This is a genomic window from Bradyrhizobium sp. USDA 4504, assembly GCF_054063995.1.
Map to the genome: position 1 here is coordinate 2,448,930 of NZ_JBSSGV010000001.1, position 16,668 is coordinate 2,465,597.

A 16,668-nucleotide genomic window follows, 5' to 3' on the forward strand; every position below is an offset into this window, starting at 1 on the left:
ATCAAAGCAATGAGGACCGCAGCGCCTCGCGACAGCGGGGCGTTTTACTTTTTGGCGAGGCGGGGCACGCAGCTGCTGGTCCGCACCACGCCGTTCTGGCTCAGCCTGGAGCCGACCACCTGCTTGATCTGCCCGGCCGGGCACGAGCCGTCATCGACAAGGACGCGCTGGCCGACCCGCAGATCGACGATGTCGCCCTCGCGCATGTAGGACTGCTCTGCTGCGGCGGATTGAGTCATCGCGCCAAGAGCTGCGACGCTGACCAGCGCGACGAATCCCAAGCGCAGCATCGCAGCCTCCTTTACTTGTTCTGGATCTTGAGCCCGTCGGGGCCGACATTGATCTGAAGGCCTTCGGGCTGCTTGTTCGCCTGATAAAGATTGTAGCCGAGCATGCCTGCGATCACGACCAGCGCGGCGATCACGAGATACAGGACGTTGCGATTTGGCATCCGGTATCTCCGTAAGCGGACACTGACTGAACGCGGGCGACCTTAGTCAGGTGACTGCGATTCTCCTAGAGCGCTGCGGCTTGGCGGATGGCTTGACCGATGTCTTGCGCGTCGCGCGCAGCGCGGCGAGCGTTGTCTTCGCCAATCGTTCCGCCGATGCAACGAGTTGCGGAACCGGATGGCCGGAAAATCCCAGCACGAAGCCGGGCAGAGGCGGCGCGCGATGATAGGTCTCGGCGAGCAGCCAGCCGCCGACGCCGGCATTAGCCTTTGCCTGCGCGGCAATCAGCGGATCGGTCGCGGGATCGAGCCGCGCCACGAGGTGCAGGCCCTGCGAGGGCACGGGAACTGTGAGCTCGCCTTCGGATGCGCTCACAAGCGTCGACGCCAGGATGTCGCGCGCCTCGCGATAGAGTTTGCGCGATTTGCGTAAGTTAGCCGCAAAGGCGCCGGAGTTCAGCATGTCGGCGACCGCGCCTTCCATCAACGTGGCGGGAAAGCGGTCGAGCGCGGCGCGCGCCGCCGTCACCGGGCCGATCAAGGCTTCGGGCAGGGCGCAATAGCCGATCCGCAATCCGGGAAACAGCGTCTTCGCGAACGTGCCCATGTAGATCACGCGGCGGAGATGATCGATGCCGGCCAGCGACAACAGCGGCGCGCCGTCGTAGCGGAACTCGCTGTCGTAGTCGTCCTCGAACACGAAGGCGCCGGCATCCCGTGCCCAGTCGAGCAGCTCGAGCCGGCGCGGCATCGACATCTGCACGCCGAGCGGAAACTGGTGCGAGGGCGTGACATAGGCAGCGCGCGCTTGCGGCGCGGACGCGCGCCCCTTGTCGATGCGCATGCCCGACATGTCGACCGGCACCGACACCGGACGATAGCCGCAATGCTCGATCGCGCGCCGCGCCGCCGGATAGCCAGGGTCTTCGCACCAGACCTGGTCGCCGGGCTTGAGGATCGCCCCGAGCACGATGCGCAGGGCATGCAGCGTGCCGGACGCCAGCATGATTTGGTCGGGGTCGCAGCGCAGCCCGCGCGCCGACAGCAGATGGTCCGATATCGCCGCGCGCAGCTCGCTGCTGCCGCGGGGATCACCGTAATGCAGATGCTCGGACCCGAAGGCGCGCAGCCTGCGGCCGGCGAAGGCGCGGAAGCGCTGCAATGCGCGCTCGTCGATATGGGTGCAGCCGAGCGACAGCGCATTGTGCTGCGGCGGCTCGATCGCGATCCTTGCGCGGCGCGGTGCGGCGGCCTGCGCCGGAATGCGCGCCGCGACGAAAGTTCCGGAGCCCGTGGTTGCCACCGCAAAGCCGTCGGCGATCAGCCGCTCATAGGCCGTGGTGACCGCGTTGCGGCGGAAGCCGGTCTGCTTGGCGAGCGCGCGCGACGGCGGCAGCGGCTCGCCCGGCTTGACGAGGCCGCCGACGATCGCGTGGCACAGCGCCTGATAGAGCCGCTGCTGCGAGGCCGCGCCGGGGGTGACGTGCGGGCCGGCGAGATCGAGCGGCAGCTCGGCCTTGCGCGCCGCGGGCTCCCGAGAATTGGTCGGAATTTTTCGCATGGAATTGGCACTATCGCAGACCAAATGAGCCGCTACAACTCTGGACAGATTCCAGATTTCGAAAGGCTCACCGTGACCGAAGGCGCATCCGCTCCGTCCTATCCCATGTCGTCCCGCAGCCGCGTGAAGCGCCGCCACGACCGCGGCTTCTACGACCACGCCACCGTGCACAAGATCCTCGACGCCTCGATGCTGTGCCACGTCTCCTACGTGATCGACGGCCAGCCCTATTGCACGCCGACCTTCTTCTGGCGCGAGGGCACCAGGCTCTACTGGCACGGCTCGAGCGCGAGCCGGATGCTGGAGAACCAGTCCGAAGGGCAACGCGTGTGCCTGACGGTCGCCCATCTCGACAGCCTGGTGCTGGCGCGCTGCGGCTTCAACCACTCGGCCGACTATCGCGCGGTGATGGCGTTCGGGTCGGCCTATCTCGTCACCGACCCCGCAGAGAAGGAACGCGCGATCGTCGCGATGGTCGACCGCTTCTTTCCCGAGCGCACCGCGAGCCTGCGTGCCAGCAACAAGCAGGAGATCAAGGCGACCTCGTTCATCGCGATGGAGATCGAGGAGGCCTCGGCAAAAATTCGCGCCAAGGGCGTCGCCGACGATGACGAGGATTACGAGTTGCCGATCTATGCCGAGCGCATTCCGGTGCGCACCGTGCTCGGCGCGCCGGAGCCGTGTCCGCGGCTGCTCGACGGCGTGACGCGGCCGAAGACGCTCGATGGTTATTCGGAGGGCCGGCTGCTCGAAGATGCATTGCGGGATGCCTATTTTGCGCAATACAAGGCGGAGTGAAATCGGGCTACGCTGCGGCTCCCGCCTGATCTGTTTTCCCGATGGAGCCAAAGCATGACTGCCGAGACGCAACAACGAATCCTTGCCGCTGTTGATGAGGGATTCGATGCGCAGCTTGCGACGACGCAGGCCTTTGTCGCGATCCCCTCGACCCGCGGCGCCGAGGGGCCGTGCCAGGACATGATCGGCGATCTCCTGCGCGAGCGCGGCTACGAGGTCGACGACTGGCACATCAATCTCGACGAGCTGAAGGATTTGCGCGGCTTCGGCCCGATCGAGCATGATTTCTCGAAGGCACGCACGGTGGTCGGCACCTACCGCCCGGCCAGCAATGCCGGCAAATCGCTGATCCTGCAGGGCCACTGCGACGTGGTGCCGACCGGTCCGCTCGAGATGTGGGAGACGCCGCCGTTCTCGCCCGTCATCAAGGACGGCAGGATGTATGGCCGCGGCGCCTGCGACATGAAGTCCGGCACGATCGCCGCGCTCTACGCGCTGGATGCGATCGTGAAGGCCGGCCTGAAGCCGACGGCGCGGATTCACTTCCAGTCCGTGATCGAGGAGGAGAGCACCGGCGTCGGCGCGCTCTCGACCTTGCAGCGCGGCTATCGCGCCGATGCCTGCTTTATCCCGGAGCCGACCAACGGCACGATGATCCGCTCGCAGGTCGGCGTGATCTGGTTCCGCCTGAAGGTGCGCGGTTTCCCGGTGCATGTGTTCGAGGCCGGCGCGGGCTCGAACGCGATCATGGCGGCGTATCATCTGGTGCATGCGTTGGAGAAGCTCGAGATCGCCTGGAACGAGCGCGCCAAGGCCGACCGCCATTTCAAGGGCGTCAATCACCCGATCAACTTCAATCCGGGCATCATCAAGGGAGGCGACTGGGCCTCCAGCGTGCCGGCCTGGTGCGACGTCGACTGCCGCATCGCGGTCTTGCCGGGCTGGTCGATCGCCGAGTGCCAGAAGGAGATTCTGGCCTGCGTGTCGGCGGCGTCGCGCGATCATCGCTTCCTCTCCAACAATCCGCCGCAGGTCGAATGGTCGGGCTTCCTGTCGGAAGGCTACGAGTTGGTGAACTCCGAGGCACCGGAAGCTGCCTTCGCCAAGGCGCACTCGGTCGTCTATGGCGGCGCTGTGGAAGACCGCGCCTTCACCGCGTTGACCGACACGCGCTTCTACGGTTTGAACCACAACATCCCGAGCCTCTGCTTCGGCGCCACCGGCGCGGCGATGCACGGCTTCAACGAATATGTCGAACTGGAGTCGCTGCGGAAAGCGACCAAGGCGATGGCGCTGTTCATCGCGGAATGGTGCGGCGTAGAGAAGGCGTAGCTTCCTTCTCCCTATGCCATTGCAATCATAGTCTTGTGCGTGATTGCGCAACAAATTCGCTGTCGTCCCGGCGAAGGCCGGGACCCATAACCACAAATCCTGCTTGTTGTGCAGCGCTGCGAGGACGAGTCCCGATCACAACATTAGCCGCGGAGTATGGGTCCCGGCCTGCGCCGGGACGACGCTGGAGGTTTCAGCGCTCCGCCCACAACGCCTTCACGATCGCATCGAGCCCATCGGTCAGCGCGGCGGGGCCGGGCTGCAGGATGATGGGCGACTTGATCTCGACGATGCGGTCGTTGCGCACCGCCGGGATTTCGCTCCAGCCCTCACGCTTGCGGATGCGGTCGGGCACGACCTTCTTGCCGCACCAGGACGCCAGGATCACGTCGGGCATCGCCGCGCGCACCGCGTCAGGCGTGACGATGCGATCCCTCGCCGCCTTGTGAACGCGCAAATGCGGCAGCGCGTCCTCGCCGCCGGCGATCTCGGTCAGTTCGGACACCCAGCCGATGCCGCTGATCAGCGGATCGTCCCATTCCTCGAAATAGACCTTTGGCCGCGGTGCCGGACGCGGCGTTGCCGCGATCGTCGCCAGCCGTTGTTCGAGGTTTTGCGCGAGCCGATCGGCGCGGTCGGCGGCGCCGACCATTGCGCCCAGACTGCGGATCATCGCGAGGATGCCGGCGACGTCGCGCTGGTTGAAGACGTGGACGGCGACGCCGGCGCGCACGAGATCGGCGACGATGTCGGCCTGCAGATCGGAGAAGGCGAGCACCAGATCGGGGTCGAGCGCCAGGATCTTTGGCATGTCGGCGGAGATGAACGCCGACACGCGCGGCTTCTCGCGGCGGACCTGCGGTGGCCGCACCGCGTAGCCGGAGACGCCCACGATGCGGTCCTGCTCGCCGAGCAGATAGAGCGTCTCGACCGTCTCTTCGGTCAGGCAGACGATCCGACGGGGAGGGAAGTCGCGCATGGCAGGCGGTATGCAGGCTCCGAGGCACATTGTCACTGATGTCATGACGTCATTCGCGCCATTACCTCAGACGTCATTGCAGGGCCCGCTCTGGCAATCCATCATGCCCGATATCAACCTCGAAGAAGGCCACAAAGCAGGGAGTGCCCATGACGCCGCTCGAAAAGATCCAGTCGATGAAGATGCCGTTTGCGGAACTGAAGGGCGTTACGTTCATCGAGGCCGATCAGGACCGGGTGGTCGCGAAAATGGTGGTGCGGCCGGACCTCTGCACCCTCCGCAACACGATCCATGGCGGCGCGGTGATGGCCCTTGCGGACTCGGTCGGCGCCGCCGCGACCGTGATCAACCTGCCTGGGGACGCCAAGGGCACCACGACGCTGGAGAGCAAGGCCAACTTCATCGGCGGCGCCAAGGAGGGGACGACCGTGATTGCGACCGCAACACCGGTTCACCGCGGGCGGCGGACCCAGGTGTGGCAGACCAGGCTGGAGACCGAAGACGGCAAGCTGGTCGCGGTAGTGACCCAGACACAGCTGGTACTATGATGGGGCGATAATGTGATTTACCAATCACCACATGCCTTAATTGAATGAATCTCGGCGCTTGAATTTTATGGTGCGTCGCACAATATAGGGGTTGCTAGGGACTCGACGCCTCCTCGAGGGCTACCAAGAGGAGTTATGAAATGAACTATGATTCCATTCGTTCGACGGCCGCCAAGGGCACCGTGCGGACGTTGAGCCAGCAGGAAGAGCTTCCGCTGCTGCGCGATCACCTGCTGCGGCTGGATCGCACCAGCCGTCATGATCGTTTTCATGGCTTCATCGACGACAGTTTCATCCGCCGCTACGCCGAGCGCTGCGCCAATGACGGCACGGTCATCATCGCCTATTTCGAGGACGGCGTGGTCCGCGGCGCGGCCGAGTTGCATCCGCCGGAGCAGTCACCGGATGCCCAGCCCGAGATCGCTTTCAGCGTCGAGCGGTCGGCGCGGCGGAAGGGCGTCGGCAGCACCCTGTTCCGCAAGCTGATCGCCGAGGCGCACGCCAAGGGCTACGGCAGCCTGCGCATCACCACTGGCGCACAGAACGATGCGATGCGGGCGCTCGCCACCAAGTTCGGTGCCCAGCTGACCTTCCGTCATGGCGAGTCGACCGGCAGCATCGACCTGAGCGAGCAAAAGCAGCCCGAAGCGGCGCCGGCTGTCGCCGCGGTGACGCCGGTCGAGGCTGCGCACGCGATCGTCGAAATGAACCGCGCGTATTGGCGCATGGTGATGCAGATCTCCGGCTGGGGCCGGGCGGCCTGAATCGGCAGCGTTTCCAAGCGAAGTGGATACCGGTTCGCGTGAAGGAAACGCGTCCAACAAGAACCCCAGATCAAACGAAAAAGGGCAATCCACTCAATGGATTGCCCTTTTTCTTTCAGCGATTGGATGGTGCGTCTCAGGTGCCGGTGCGCTTGTCGGTCGCAAAGCGGCGGACCACGCGGCGCTCGACTACCACGGAGCGCTGCGCGCCCTGTTCGCCGGCGATGACACGGGTTGCCGTGCCGGTGCGGGCACTGACGCGCGCGGTCTTCTTCACCTCGGCGAGCACGTCGTCATAGGGCAGCCCCATGAGGGCCGACGCGATCTCGGCCTGGGCCTCCACGTCATCGGTGATGCCGATGGCAGCGAAGATTGCTTCTTCCAGCGTCGGCGGATCATGCCGCACGCGCCGGGTGCCATACTTGGTGTTCCAGTCTCCGCTCATCGCCGCCTCATCATTGAATCGCGAGAGATACGTAAGGTCCCCAATGTTGCATTGCAATATGAATGTGAGATGGCAATCCAGCCATGCAGCTAGAGTCTCTCAATCTTGTGAGCGTCATAAAGTTCGATGGTGGTCGCCGCGGCCGCGAGAGATTGCAGCGAGCGGACGAAATCGCGTGACGCAGGGACCGCGAAATGCGCCGCCAGCGCGGCGCGGTCGGCCCATTGCTCGAAGAACACCAGTCTGAGCGAATTCTCGCAGTCGACATGGACCGCGTGGGAGATACAGCCGGGCTCGGTGCGCGAGCGATGAACATGTTCAAGGCTCAGCCGCCGCACCTCGTCGAACGAGTCGGGGCGGGCGGTGACGCTGCCGGTGACGACGATCATGATTTCCCCCTCCAATGCGCGATGAAGCCAAGTCATCATCGCACTTTAGGTTCTTGTTTGAGCATGATCTTTTCGAAAAACCGCTTCGCACTTTTCCGGATCATGCTCTACGGGATGGCTTCTGCCCCGGATGCACTCATCTGTTGCTGCGGCCAGCGCTTCAGCGCGGCGCGACCGGCATCGGTCAGCACATAGATGCCGCGCTCGGCGCGATCGAACCAGCCATAGACATTATGCAGCAGGATCTTGCCGGCGTCGGGAATATCCGCGCGGAGGTCGCGCACCCGCCGCGGCCCATCCGAAAGCGCACAGGCGCAGGCCAGCGCCTGCTGCCGGTAGGCGGTCATGATCGGCGCCCGCGTCGATCCGCCCATTGCGGGATCGCCCTTGCGCTTCTGGTGCTCGGTGATCAGCCGTGAACGTTTCTTCGGATTGCGGCGGGGCGCCGCGGTCGGCGGCGGCACCAGCACCTCGACGTCGCCGCGGTCGGTGACACCGAGCATGCCGAAGCCGAGCCGCCGGCACAGATTACGATAGCGCGCGTCGCTCTCGCGGCCCTTGCCGCGGGCCGACACCTTGGCCGCGATCCACACCTCGTCAGCGGCGCCGGCGCGATCGACCGCCTGCAGGATCAGTTCGAGATTGAAGGCGAGCTTGAGTTCACCAACCACGACGACCGGTGGATCATCGCCGCTCAGCGCCACGAGGTCGCAGCCGCCGATCTCGCCCTTCACCGTGAAGCCGAGCTTTTCCAGGAAGCGTTTGACGGGCAGATAAAGCGCGGTTTCCAACAGGCAGGCTCCTGCGGCATCGGCCGCGACTCGGTGCGCCAGCATAGCGCGGAATTGCGCCCGCCGATGCGATTGGAATTTGCCCAAGACACGGCCGAGCGGCTATTGTCGGAACCGGGACCAGGCGCAGCTCATGATCCGGAACGGGCTCGATCACATCACCGTCGAATTTCTCGACGGCGTCTCTGGCAGCAACCAGGGCGTCATGGTGCTGCGCGACGGACAGATGCGCGGCGGCGACTCGTTTTTCTTTGCCTACGGCAGCTACACCGCAGCCGATGGCAAGTGGAAGGGCGAGGTCACCAACGAGGAGCATTCGCCGACCGATGGCGAGCGCCCGGTGTGGGAACGCAAGGTGGTCACGATCGGATTTACCGGCACCTACACCGACCAGACAGCCGAAGGTGACGGCATGCCGCTCGCCGGCAAGCAGAGCATCCGCTTCCGGTCGAAGCTGCGGCTGCTGGTTGCGGACTGAACTGCCGATGCTAGTCGCGCTCGCGGCCTCAGCTGATCAGGCGATCATATTCTGCGTGCGAGCCGATCCAGAACCAGAGGTATCCTCGTTTGTTTCGACGGCAAGCGCGCGATAGCGCAAGCCAGCCCGAACGGACCAAAATCGCCCGATCTTCTTGAATTGTAGAGATGGATGACGTGAATTGCGCTTCAACAGCGCAAAGTTCGCGTCGGCGAGCTCACGGATTGGAACGGGTAGTTATTCGTAGGCAGTCCAAAATTTGGGGGAGGCCGAGTGCTTCACAAGTCGCGCGACTGTCCGGCGCGATAAGCTGCCAAGGCCTCGTCCGCCAAGGCGTCGAGTTTCCCGGCCTTTGCGTCCCGTTCGATCGCTGCATCGAAACGCTCGGCATCGAACGTTTCAAACCAGGCGCGAAAGCGGGCCAGCTCACGAGGAGGCAGCCGTCGACGGCCTTTTCGATGTCTTCTGCAGTAGTCATCACGAGCATATGGCATCGGCCAGATCGACCCGAAAGGCATCCGGGAGAGGGAGCGCATCTAAACCCGCCCGTTCACCGGCAGCAGCGCGCCGGTGACGGCGCTCGCGGCATCGCTGGCGAGGAACAGGATCACCTGGGCGAGCTCTTTCGGCGTCACCCATTTGGAGATGTCGGCCTGCGGCATCGCAGCGCGATTGGCGGCGGTGTCGATGATCGAGGGCAACACCGCGTTGACCGTGACCTTGCCCTTCAGTTCCGCAGCGAGCGACTCGGTAAGGCGGTGCACGCCGGCCTTCGAGGCGGCATAGGGACCCATGCCGGAGGCCGCCTGCAAGGCGCCGAGTGCGCCGATATTGATGATCCGTCCGGCGCCCGATTTGGTGAGATGCGGGATAGCGGCGCGCGAGGTGTTGAGCGCCGTCATCACGTTCATCGCATACATGCGCTGCCAGGTCGCCGGGTCGCCGTCGCCGACCGCCTCGAAGGTAAAGCCGCCGGCGATGTTGATCAGCCCGTCGAGCCGGCCGAAATGCGCGGCCGCCTTGTCGATCGCGGCGGTCGCCTGCGCCGTGTCGGTGAGGTCGACACCGCCCAGCTCCATATGGTCGGCCGTCGCCGCAAGCGTTGACGCGGCATGATCGATGCCGGCGACGCGCGCGCCGCGCGCCAGCGCCTCTGTGGCGACCACTTTGCCAAGCGCGCCAAGGGCGCCCGTGATGACGATGGCTTTTCCGTGCATGGCGGTCTCCGCATTCGCGAGCAAACGAATGCCCACTATGATCAGGCGGAATTCATTTGCAATGCCGCCAATTTCGCCGCCTACTGCGCGCATTCATCAATTCATTCACCTCAAGGATGTTTGCGATGCCGACACCCAGACCGTGCGAAACCCATCCCGATCTCATCAGGTTCGGACATAAGCTGCCGCACTTCGCGGATGCGCTGCGGCATCAGCGCAAGATCAAGCTGATGGCGCTTGGATCGTCCTCGACCGCGGGCGCCGACAACATCCTGCCGTTTCCGCCGCGGCTCGAGATGCTGCTGCGGCAACGCTTCTTCGGCCGGATGATCGACGTGATCAATCGCGGGATCGGCGGGCAGGAGGCGCCGGAGGAATATTCGCGCATCGAGTCCGACGTGACGGCTGAGGCGCCGGTGCTGGTGATCTGGCAGGTCGGCACCAACGCCGTCTACAAGGGCTACAATCCGGCCGAGGTGCGCGCGACGCTGGAGGCCGGGCTCGACGTGCTCACAGCGCTTCCGCTTGACGTCGTCGTGATGGATTCCCAGTACACGCAGGCGATCGTCGGCACGGAAGCTGCGCTCAATCTCGCCAACGTGATCATGCCGATGATCGCCGAAGTGACCGCAAGCAAGAAGGTGAATCTGTTCAGCCGCTTCGCGCTGATGAAGCGCTGGACCGATGACGGGATTCCACTCGCCGAGCTCGACGATGGCGGGCAGCTTCATACCAGCGAATGGGCGACCAATTGCGTAACCCAGTCGCTGTTCGGCGCGATCGACGACGCCTTGAAGCCGGAGGCGATCACGTAAGCCCAACGACGTCGGCCCGACTACGTAAGACTACGGGGTAGGGCCGGTTGGATAAAATTTGCAGCAGTTCTGTAAGTCGTTTGCAGAACCCTTTCCTTAGAAGCGGAACTCCAGCCAAGGTAGGGGTTATGCGAATGGGAAATCTTCCGGATCACGGTTTACCGCTGGTTCAGCTTAAGGAGCAGCGGCGCGATCTCGTGGTGGCGCTGCAAAACCGCAACGGACCAGTGGGCAGCTGGGAATTGATGCAGATCGCCGCGATCCAGCAGGCGATCTCGGCGTTCGAGGATGTGATTGCCGACCTCGATGCGGAACTCGAGCTCGAGGCCGCAGCGGCCTGAGCTTTTTTGGTTCAGCCGCGTTTTCTTCACGCGAACCGGTGTGCACGTCGCTCGAAAAGTCGGGCGAACTGATCAGGCCTGCAGATAGCGGCCTTCAAGCGCCTTGCGCTCGGCCTGGCCGAGCCCGAGGCCGTCGCGGAAATAACCGTCGAGGCTGCCATAGTCGGCATCGATCGCCTCGAATGCAGCCTCCAGAAATGCCGCGCGCACGGTGCCGAGCACCTGCTTGACGTCGTCAGGCAGCTCGGTGCTGTGGGCCGGGTCGCGTTTGTAGAACCGGTTGGTCAGGAGATAGTCGTCCGCGATCACCTGATCGGATACGCCGAGTGCGTGCAGGATCAGCGCGCAGGCAAAGCCGGTGCGATCCTTGCCGGCGGTGCAGTGGATCACCAGCGGTGCGCGGTCTTCCAATAGATGGGCAAACAGCGTGCGGTAGCGCGCGGTGTTGTCCTGCACATAGCCCCGGTAGGAGTCCCGCATCACGTCGATCGCATCGGCTTCCGAGAGCTGACGGTTGCTGGCGATCTCGCGCAGCGAAGCCACCACGGTCGGCTCGACGGGAAGCGAATGCACGGTGACGTCGCTCATGCCGCATAGCGCCTCGGCGCGCTCGGCGACGCCGCGAAAATCGAACGCGCTTCTGACCCCGAGCGAGCGCACCACGGCGACGTCCTGCTCGGTAAGATGCGCAAGATGGTTGGAGCGGAAGATCTGGCGCCAGCGCACCGTCCGCCCGTCGCGCGTCTGGTAGCCGCCGAGGTCGCGAAAATTGCTGGCGCCGGCGAGATTGAGATGACGGGCAGGGGCTTCGGACATCGGGCGGGCCTGTTGCAGCTGATGAGGTCTTGGCGCAGGAATAGCGGCGCAGACAGGTCTATAACCGGCCCGTTGGGGGGAGAATATGACTTATCGCGGGGGCGCCATTGTCATCGGCGCAATTCTTTTCGAGCTCTTTGGTTCCTCGAACGTGTCGGCGCAGTCCGCCTTTCGGAATTATCGCTGCGCCGACGGCACGCAATTCATTGCCGGGTTCTTCAACGGGGATACGCGCGCGCATCTGCAACTCGACGGCAAGGCGGTGACGCTGAAGAAGCGCCTGTCGCTGACGGGCACGCGCTACAAGGGCGGCGGAGTCACGCTCGAGATCAGCCGGGCCGGGCTTGCCAGGCTCCGGCATGCAAGGCGGCCGGCGACGGCCTGCGAGCTGGCATGAAAAAAGGGCCGAAACGCTCGCGTTCCGACCCTTGTTATTGTTCTGCTGCTGTCTGACGTTTTTGCGTCGCGCCCCTCGATCGCATCGGCATCAGTGATCGCGGCCCGGCTTGGCGTCGTCGATGGCCGCCTGATGGTACCAGCTCTCGCTGCAGGCCGAGGTCTCGACTTCAGCGGCGAGTTCGAGCGCGGTCCGCGCTTCGCCGTAGCGGCGTCCGCCGAGAGCCGCGCGGCCCCCTGCCGGGAATTGATAGATTGTTGCCGATCCCTGGATCGGTCCTTGGTTTTGGCCCGTGGTGATCATGTCAAAGTCTCCTTTGGCCGGAGCGAGCCTCCATGGTGCGCCCGACTCATTCGCGTGTGGTTACCGTGTTTTCGATATCGGCCCGGGCTGGGCGGGGTGCAAGTGAACAAGAAATAGTCATTGTTTGGCTAATTCGTGGGCAGATTCGGGTTTGCTTCCTGTGAGGCAGGATGTAGCTGACCAACGCTTGAGCCGCGACGATGGTTGCGGGGCACCCGATCGTTGGACACGAACTGTCACATCGCGCTGCCGCCGCATTAAGCGGCAGGCGATGCCGTAGCCGAATTTGCTGCAGAAACGGGCGGCGGAGGGCGCTGGGAGAAGATTTTGACTGACCGCGGCGCATGCCAGCCGCGCTGCTATGTCGCAGAAAAAAATGCGATCTCCGCTGTGGACATCCGCGGCCGGGCGGGCACCGCAGTGCAGCGACTGGCATTTTAATTGCTTAGTAAGAGCCGGCCGATGGTGGCCGGGTACGCGTGCGGCGGCCGACTGGCTTTCGGTTCCTCACGGTTTTGCATCATCAACAGAGAGGTTCAATGACCAAGTACAAGCTCGAGTATATCTGGCTCGACGGATATACGCCGACGCCGAGCCTGCGCGGTAAGACGCAGATCAAGGAATTCGCGTCGTTCCCGACCCTCGAACAGCTTCCGCTGTGGGGCTTTGACGGTTCGTCCACCCAGCAGGCTGAAGGCCACAGCTCTGACTGCGTGCTGAAGCCGGTCGCCTGCTATCCCGACGCCGCGCGCGAGAACGGCGTGCTGGTGATGTGCGAAGTCATGATGCCCGACGGCAAGACGCCGCATGTCTCGAACAAGCGCGCCACCGTTCTGGATGACGAAGGCGCCTGGTTCGGCTTCGAGCAGGAATACTTCTTCTACAAGGACGGCCGTCCGCTCGGCTTTCCGGAAGAGGGTTATCCGGCGCCGCAGGGCCCGTACTACACCGGCGTCGGCTACAAGAACGTCGGCAGCGTCGCCCGCAAGATCGTCGAAGAGCATCTCAATCTCTGCCTCGCCGCCGGCATCAACCACGAAGGCATCAACGCCGAAGTGGCGAAGGGCCAGTGGGAATTCCAGATCTTCGGCAAGGGCTCCAAGACCGCCGCTGACCAGATGTGGATGGCCCGCTACCTGATGCTGCGCCTCACCGAGAGCTACGGCATCGATATCGAATTCCATTGCAAGCCGCTCGGCGACACCGACTGGAACGGCTCGGGCATGCACGCCAACTTCTCGACCAAGTACATGCGCGAAGTCGGCGGCAAGGAGTACTTCGAGAGCCTGATGAAGGCCTTCGACAAGAACCTGATGGATCACATCGCCGTCTACGGCCCGGACAACGACAAGCGCCTGACCGGCAAGCACGAGACCGCGCCCTGGAACAAGTTCAGCTACGGCGTGGCTGACCGTGGTGCCTCGATCCGCGTTCCGCACTCCTTCGTCAACAACGGCTACAAGGGCTATCTGGAAGACCGTCGTCCGAACTCGCAAGGCGACCCCTACCAGATCGCTTCGCAGATCCTGAAGACGATCTCCGAGGTGCCGACCGGCGCCAAGGCTGCGGCTTAAGTGGCTGCGGCCTAAGCTGCTATCGGACCCGGATGGAGCCATCCGGTACCGCAAATCGGGTCCGCCAGGGCGACAGCCTTGGCGGACCTTCGCTATTTAGCGATACCCTTTGCAGGCGGCGTTCCGCCGAAACCGGTTTCGCTGCGTTATGAACCGCGCTAGATAACGGGTGCATCTTGGCTGCCGGGGATGCGGCGCTTGTTTGAGGGGTTTTACAAGGTCCGGTTCGAACTCGGCGGCGCCGTCGGCCGCGGCGTGATGTATGTCGGCGATGGCAAGATGCTGGGCGGCAATTCGGCGTTCGCTCATATTGGCACCTACGCAAAAGACGGCGACGAGGTCGCGGTCGAAATCCAGACCGTTCGCCACAACCCCGATCCGAACTACCGCGCGATGGCCGGCACCGATGATGCGACGCTGATCGCCAAGGGCCGGCCGGACGGCGAGCTCTACCGCTTCCAGGGCGAGCTGAAGGAGTTGCCCGGCGTGCCGTTCCAGTCGGTGATGACGCCGATCACCGAGGGGGACATCCCGCTCGCCGGCGGGGTCGGCGAGGGCGGCGTCATCAACGGGCTCTATTCGATCCACATCCGCGTGCTCGACGGGGTCGACGGCGGCCTCACCGGCGTGATGCTGCTGAACAACGGCCGCATCCTTGGCGGCGACGCTTTCTTCTACTATCTCGGCACCTACACCTCCGAGAAAGGCCGCTGGAAGGGCCAGATCCTCAATCAGGAGCACACTTCGGCGATGGGCGAGAACCCGATCTTTGGCGGCCACGAGGTCGGCATCGGCTTTGCCGGCACCTGCGACGCCGAGGGCGCCGTGCTGGAGGCGACCGCGCTTGCCGGCAAGCGCAGCCTGCGCCTCACGGCCGCGCTCAAGCTGATGCGGCGGGCATAGGCCATATGGGCAATTCGGTTCGCGTTCTTTCGACACTGGCGCTGAAGGGCGCGGTCGCGCGGCTCGCCGCTGCCTATCAGGCGGCGAGCGGCGTTGCGATCGACGCCGATTTCGCCCCGACGCTGGCACTACTCGAACGCCTGCGCGGCGGCGAGGGCTCCGATCTCGTGATCCTGACCCGCCAGGGCCTCGACGAGATGATCGGCGAGGGCCGCGTTGCGCGGGAAAGTGCCGTTGATCTCGCGCGCTCCTATGTCGGCGTCGCGGTGAAGGCGGGGGCGGCTCATCCCGACATCGCGACTGAAGCCGCGCTGCGTGCGGCGCTGCTCGGTGCGCGGGCGGTGGCCTATTCGCGGCTCGGCGCCAGCGGCATCCTGTTCGCGCAGCTGATCGAGCGGCTCGGCATTGTGGAGGCGATCAACGCGCGGGCGGTGATCATTCCGAGCGGCTTCACCGCGGAGAAGCTCGTCAGCGGCGAGGCCGACCTCGCGATCCAGCAGATCAGTGAGTTGAAGCAGATCGATGGCATCGAGGTGGTCGGGCCAATTCCGCTGGGTTTGCAGACGCCGGCGGTGTTCTCCGCGGGCCGTATGACGACGTCGGAGCGCATGGAAGCGGCTGATCGTCTGCTGCGCTATTTGTCGTCAGCCGATGTGGCGCCGGTGCTGCGCGAGACCGGGCTTGAGCCTTGAATTTGCCCGCACAGCGACGCAACCTGCCGCCCATGTTCAGACCTCTCCAAGCTATTGTCGTCGTCGCTGCGCTGGCCGCGCCGGTGCTCGCCCACGCGCAATCCGCCGATCTCGTGCTGTGCGACCGGCTTGCCGCCGATCCCACCGATCCCGACAAGCCGGCCGACGTGAAGGGCGTGCCCGACATCGCGTCGGCCGACATCGCGACCGCGATCAAGTACTGCGCGGTGGCCGCAAGATCGTCGCGCCGCGCGATGTACCAGCTCGGCCGGGCCTATGCCGCCAACCGGCAGACGGCGGAAGCCGCAAGCGCTTGGCGCAAGGCCGCCGACAAGGGCTCGACCTCGGCGATGGTCGAGCTCGGCGTGCTCTACGGCAACGGCACCGGCGTTGCCAAAGACGAGGCGCAGGCCCGCAAATTGTTCGAGCGCGCGGCGCAGGCCGGCAACGCGCGCGGCGTCAGCAATCTCGCCGCGCTCGGCGGCGGCGGCGCGGCAGCTGATCCGGCACGCGCGCGCGAATTGCTCGCCAAATCCGCCGAGACCAATGCCGAAGCGCAGTACCAGCTCGGCATGATGCTGGCCGAAGGCCAGGGCGGCGCGCAGGACGATGTCGGCGCGCGGGCGCTGTTCGAGAAGGCCGCTGCGCAGAACCATCCGGGCGCGCTGGAGCGGATGGGCGCCTTCGCGCAGGCCGGTCGCGGCGGGCCGAAGGACAGCGATGCCGCAAAAGCCTATTACGAGCGGGCGGCGGCGCTCGGCGACGAGGATGCCAAGAAGGCGCTGGAGCGGGCCCGCTGTCCCTATGTCATCAAGGACAAGCGCGGCAATGCCGTGACCAATCTCTGCTTCTAACCGAACTGGAACGCTCTCCGCGGCATGTCGTTGACATGCGAAAGGCATTGGCGAGGCGTTGCGATGATCCGCAAACTAAGTTCCGGCGAGTACCGGCTCTATTCCCGCAAGGTCAATCCGAAGACCGGCAAGCGCCGCAATCTCGGCACCTTCAAGTCGCGCGCGGCGGCGGAGAAGCACGAGCGCGACGTGCAGTATTTCAAGCGCCACTAGTTCGGAG

At 64.5% G+C, this 16,668-nt stretch carries 24 protein-coding genes; 13 read left to right on the forward strand and 11 right to left on the reverse strand.

Annotated elements, in window-relative coordinates:
- Nucleotides 1–44: 44 nt before the first annotated feature.
- The 3 genes from ACVMB1_RS10950 to pdxR are packed head-to-tail and all read right to left on the reverse strand — an operon-like array spanning nt 45 to nt 2,012.
- Entirely contained in the window at nt 45–290 is a 246-nt protein-coding gene (locus ACVMB1_RS10950) for a DUF6719 family protein (RefSeq protein WP_210262764.1), read from the reverse strand.
- An 11-nt stretch (nt 291–301) separates the two neighbouring features.
- Nucleotides 302–451: a hypothetical protein gene (locus ACVMB1_RS10955; protein WP_167350431.1), complete on the reverse strand. Its 150-nt coding sequence runs from the start codon at nt 449–451 to the stop codon at nt 302–304.
- A 46-nt stretch (nt 452–497) separates the two neighbouring features.
- Nucleotides 498–2,012: a MocR-like pyridoxine biosynthesis transcription factor PdxR gene (pdxR, locus tag ACVMB1_RS10960; RefSeq protein WP_456827518.1), complete on the reverse strand. Its 1,515-nt coding sequence runs from the start codon at nt 2,010–2,012 to the stop codon at nt 498–500.
- A gap of 105 nt (nt 2,013–2,117) precedes the next feature.
- Between pdxR and ACVMB1_RS10965 the strand changes: the two genes are divergently transcribed.
- Entirely contained in the window at nt 2,118–2,810 is a 693-nt protein-coding gene (locus ACVMB1_RS10965; RefSeq protein WP_430641972.1) for a pyridoxamine 5'-phosphate oxidase family protein, read from the forward strand.
- A 54-nt stretch (nt 2,811–2,864) separates the two neighbouring features.
- The gene (locus tag ACVMB1_RS10970) at nt 2,865–4,142 is read left to right on the forward strand and encodes an ArgE/DapE family deacylase (RefSeq protein WP_456848544.1); all 1,278 of its coding nucleotides are present in this window, start codon (nt 2,865–2,867) and stop codon (nt 4,140–4,142) included.
- 193 nt (nt 4,143–4,335) lie between these two features.
- Here the strand turns inward: ACVMB1_RS10970 and ACVMB1_RS10975 are convergent, their stop codons facing one another.
- Nucleotides 4,336–5,121, reverse strand: coding sequence for a cobalamin-binding protein (locus ACVMB1_RS10975; protein ID WP_057019918.1), 786 nt, complete (start codon nt 5,119–5,121; stop codon nt 4,336–4,338).
- Nucleotides 5,122–5,270: 149 nt separating this feature from the next.
- Here ACVMB1_RS10975 and ACVMB1_RS10980 point away from each other — a divergent pair, with 149 nt between their 5' ends.
- On the forward strand, nt 5,271–5,669 hold the full coding sequence (locus tag ACVMB1_RS10980; RefSeq protein WP_456827520.1) for a PaaI family thioesterase: 399 nt from the start codon (nt 5,271–5,273) through the stop codon (nt 5,667–5,669).
- 140 nt (nt 5,670–5,809) lie between these two features.
- Nucleotides 5,810–6,433 carry an N-acetyltransferase family protein gene (locus ACVMB1_RS10985; protein WP_456816145.1) on the forward strand — a complete coding sequence of 208 codons (624 nt, stop codon included), beginning with the start codon at nt 5,810–5,812 and terminating at the stop codon, nt 6,431–6,433.
- Nucleotides 6,434–6,569: 136 nt separating this feature from the next.
- Here ACVMB1_RS10985 and ACVMB1_RS10990 read toward each other — a convergent pair whose 3' ends face one another.
- From ACVMB1_RS10990 to ACVMB1_RS11000, 3 genes are all read right to left on the reverse strand, one after another.
- Complete coding sequence (locus ACVMB1_RS10990; protein WP_016843036.1) at nt 6,570–6,878, reverse strand: hypothetical protein; 309 nt, start codon at nt 6,876–6,878, stop codon at nt 6,570–6,572.
- 89 nt (nt 6,879–6,967) lie between these two features.
- Nucleotides 6,968–7,267 (reverse strand): putative quinol monooxygenase, encoded by a 300-nt coding sequence (locus ACVMB1_RS10995; protein WP_076832055.1) that lies wholly within the window; start codon nt 7,265–7,267, stop codon nt 6,968–6,970.
- Between the two features lie 107 nt (nt 7,268–7,374).
- Nucleotides 7,375–8,058, reverse strand: a complete 684-nt coding sequence (locus ACVMB1_RS11000) for a DUF2161 domain-containing phosphodiesterase (RefSeq protein ID WP_057020059.1) — start codon at nt 8,056–8,058, stop codon at nt 7,375–7,377.
- Nucleotides 8,059–8,191: 133 nt separating this feature from the next.
- Here ACVMB1_RS11000 and ACVMB1_RS11005 point away from each other — a divergent pair, with 133 nt between their 5' ends.
- On the forward strand, nt 8,192–8,536 hold the full coding sequence (locus tag ACVMB1_RS11005; RefSeq protein WP_141340475.1) for a hypothetical protein: 345 nt from the start codon (nt 8,192–8,194) through the stop codon (nt 8,534–8,536).
- Between the two features lie 278 nt (nt 8,537–8,814).
- On the opposite strand, the gene ACVMB1_RS11010 is transcribed toward ACVMB1_RS11005, so the two are convergent.
- Both ACVMB1_RS11010 and fabG read right to left on the reverse strand, forming a co-directional pair.
- Nucleotides 8,815–9,072 (reverse strand): hypothetical protein, encoded by a 258-nt coding sequence (locus tag ACVMB1_RS11010; protein WP_349629105.1) that lies wholly within the window; start codon nt 9,070–9,072, stop codon nt 8,815–8,817.
- Complete coding sequence (fabG, locus tag ACVMB1_RS11015) at nt 9,073–9,753, reverse strand: 3-oxoacyl-ACP reductase FabG (protein ID WP_057020061.1); 681 nt, start codon at nt 9,751–9,753, stop codon at nt 9,073–9,075.
- Between the two features lie 125 nt (nt 9,754–9,878).
- Between fabG and ACVMB1_RS11020 the strand changes: the two genes are divergently transcribed.
- A complete protein-coding gene (locus ACVMB1_RS11020; protein ID WP_456848546.1) occupies nt 9,879–10,568 on the forward strand; it encodes an SGNH/GDSL hydrolase family protein in 690 nt (229 codons plus the stop codon).
- Nucleotides 10,569–10,702: 134 nt separating this feature from the next.
- Nucleotides 10,703–10,909 carry a hypothetical protein gene (locus ACVMB1_RS11025; RefSeq protein WP_038375209.1) on the forward strand — a complete coding sequence of 69 codons (207 nt, stop codon included), beginning with the start codon at nt 10,703–10,705 and terminating at the stop codon, nt 10,907–10,909.
- Between the two features lie 72 nt (nt 10,910–10,981).
- Here ACVMB1_RS11025 and ACVMB1_RS11030 read toward each other — a convergent pair whose 3' ends face one another.
- The gene (locus tag ACVMB1_RS11030) at nt 10,982–11,725 is read right to left on the reverse strand and encodes a tyrosine-protein phosphatase (protein ID WP_057019925.1); all 744 of its coding nucleotides are present in this window, start codon (nt 11,723–11,725) and stop codon (nt 10,982–10,984) included.
- A gap of 85 nt (nt 11,726–11,810) precedes the next feature.
- Here ACVMB1_RS11030 and ACVMB1_RS11035 point away from each other — a divergent pair, with 85 nt between their 5' ends.
- Nucleotides 11,811–12,122: an MliC family protein gene (locus ACVMB1_RS11035; RefSeq protein ID WP_057019926.1), complete on the forward strand. Its 312-nt coding sequence runs from the start codon at nt 11,811–11,813 to the stop codon at nt 12,120–12,122.
- Nucleotides 12,123–12,212: 90 nt separating this feature from the next.
- Here the strand turns inward: ACVMB1_RS11035 and ACVMB1_RS11040 are convergent, their stop codons facing one another.
- Nucleotides 12,213–12,425, reverse strand: coding sequence for a DUF2735 domain-containing protein (locus ACVMB1_RS11040; protein ID WP_050386610.1), 213 nt, complete (start codon nt 12,423–12,425; stop codon nt 12,213–12,215).
- A 539-nt stretch (nt 12,426–12,964) separates the two neighbouring features.
- Between ACVMB1_RS11040 and ACVMB1_RS11045 the strand changes: the two genes are divergently transcribed.
- The 5 genes from ACVMB1_RS11045 to ACVMB1_RS11065 all read left to right on the forward strand — a co-directional run bounded on the left by ACVMB1_RS11045 (nt 12,965) and on the right by ACVMB1_RS11065 (nt 16,661).
- Nucleotides 12,965–13,999 carry a glutamine synthetase beta-grasp domain-containing protein gene (locus ACVMB1_RS11045; RefSeq protein WP_024581543.1) on the forward strand — a complete coding sequence of 345 codons (1,035 nt, stop codon included), beginning with the start codon at nt 12,965–12,967 and terminating at the stop codon, nt 13,997–13,999.
- Nucleotides 14,000–14,197: 198 nt separating this feature from the next.
- Nucleotides 14,198–14,902 (forward strand): hypothetical protein, encoded by a 705-nt coding sequence (locus ACVMB1_RS11050; protein WP_200844444.1) that lies wholly within the window; start codon nt 14,198–14,200, stop codon nt 14,900–14,902.
- A 5-nt stretch (nt 14,903–14,907) separates the two neighbouring features.
- Entirely contained in the window at nt 14,908–15,594 is a 687-nt protein-coding gene (locus tag ACVMB1_RS11055; RefSeq protein WP_141340478.1) for a substrate-binding domain-containing protein, read from the forward strand.
- Between the two features lie 32 nt (nt 15,595–15,626).
- Nucleotides 15,627–16,448 (forward strand): tetratricopeptide repeat protein, encoded by an 822-nt coding sequence (locus tag ACVMB1_RS11060; RefSeq protein WP_141340479.1) that lies wholly within the window; start codon nt 15,627–15,629, stop codon nt 16,446–16,448.
- A 63-nt stretch (nt 16,449–16,511) separates the two neighbouring features.
- A complete protein-coding gene (locus ACVMB1_RS11065; protein WP_092086355.1) occupies nt 16,512–16,661 on the forward strand; it encodes a hypothetical protein in 150 nt (49 codons plus the stop codon).
- Nucleotides 16,662–16,668: the final 7 nt, after the last annotated feature.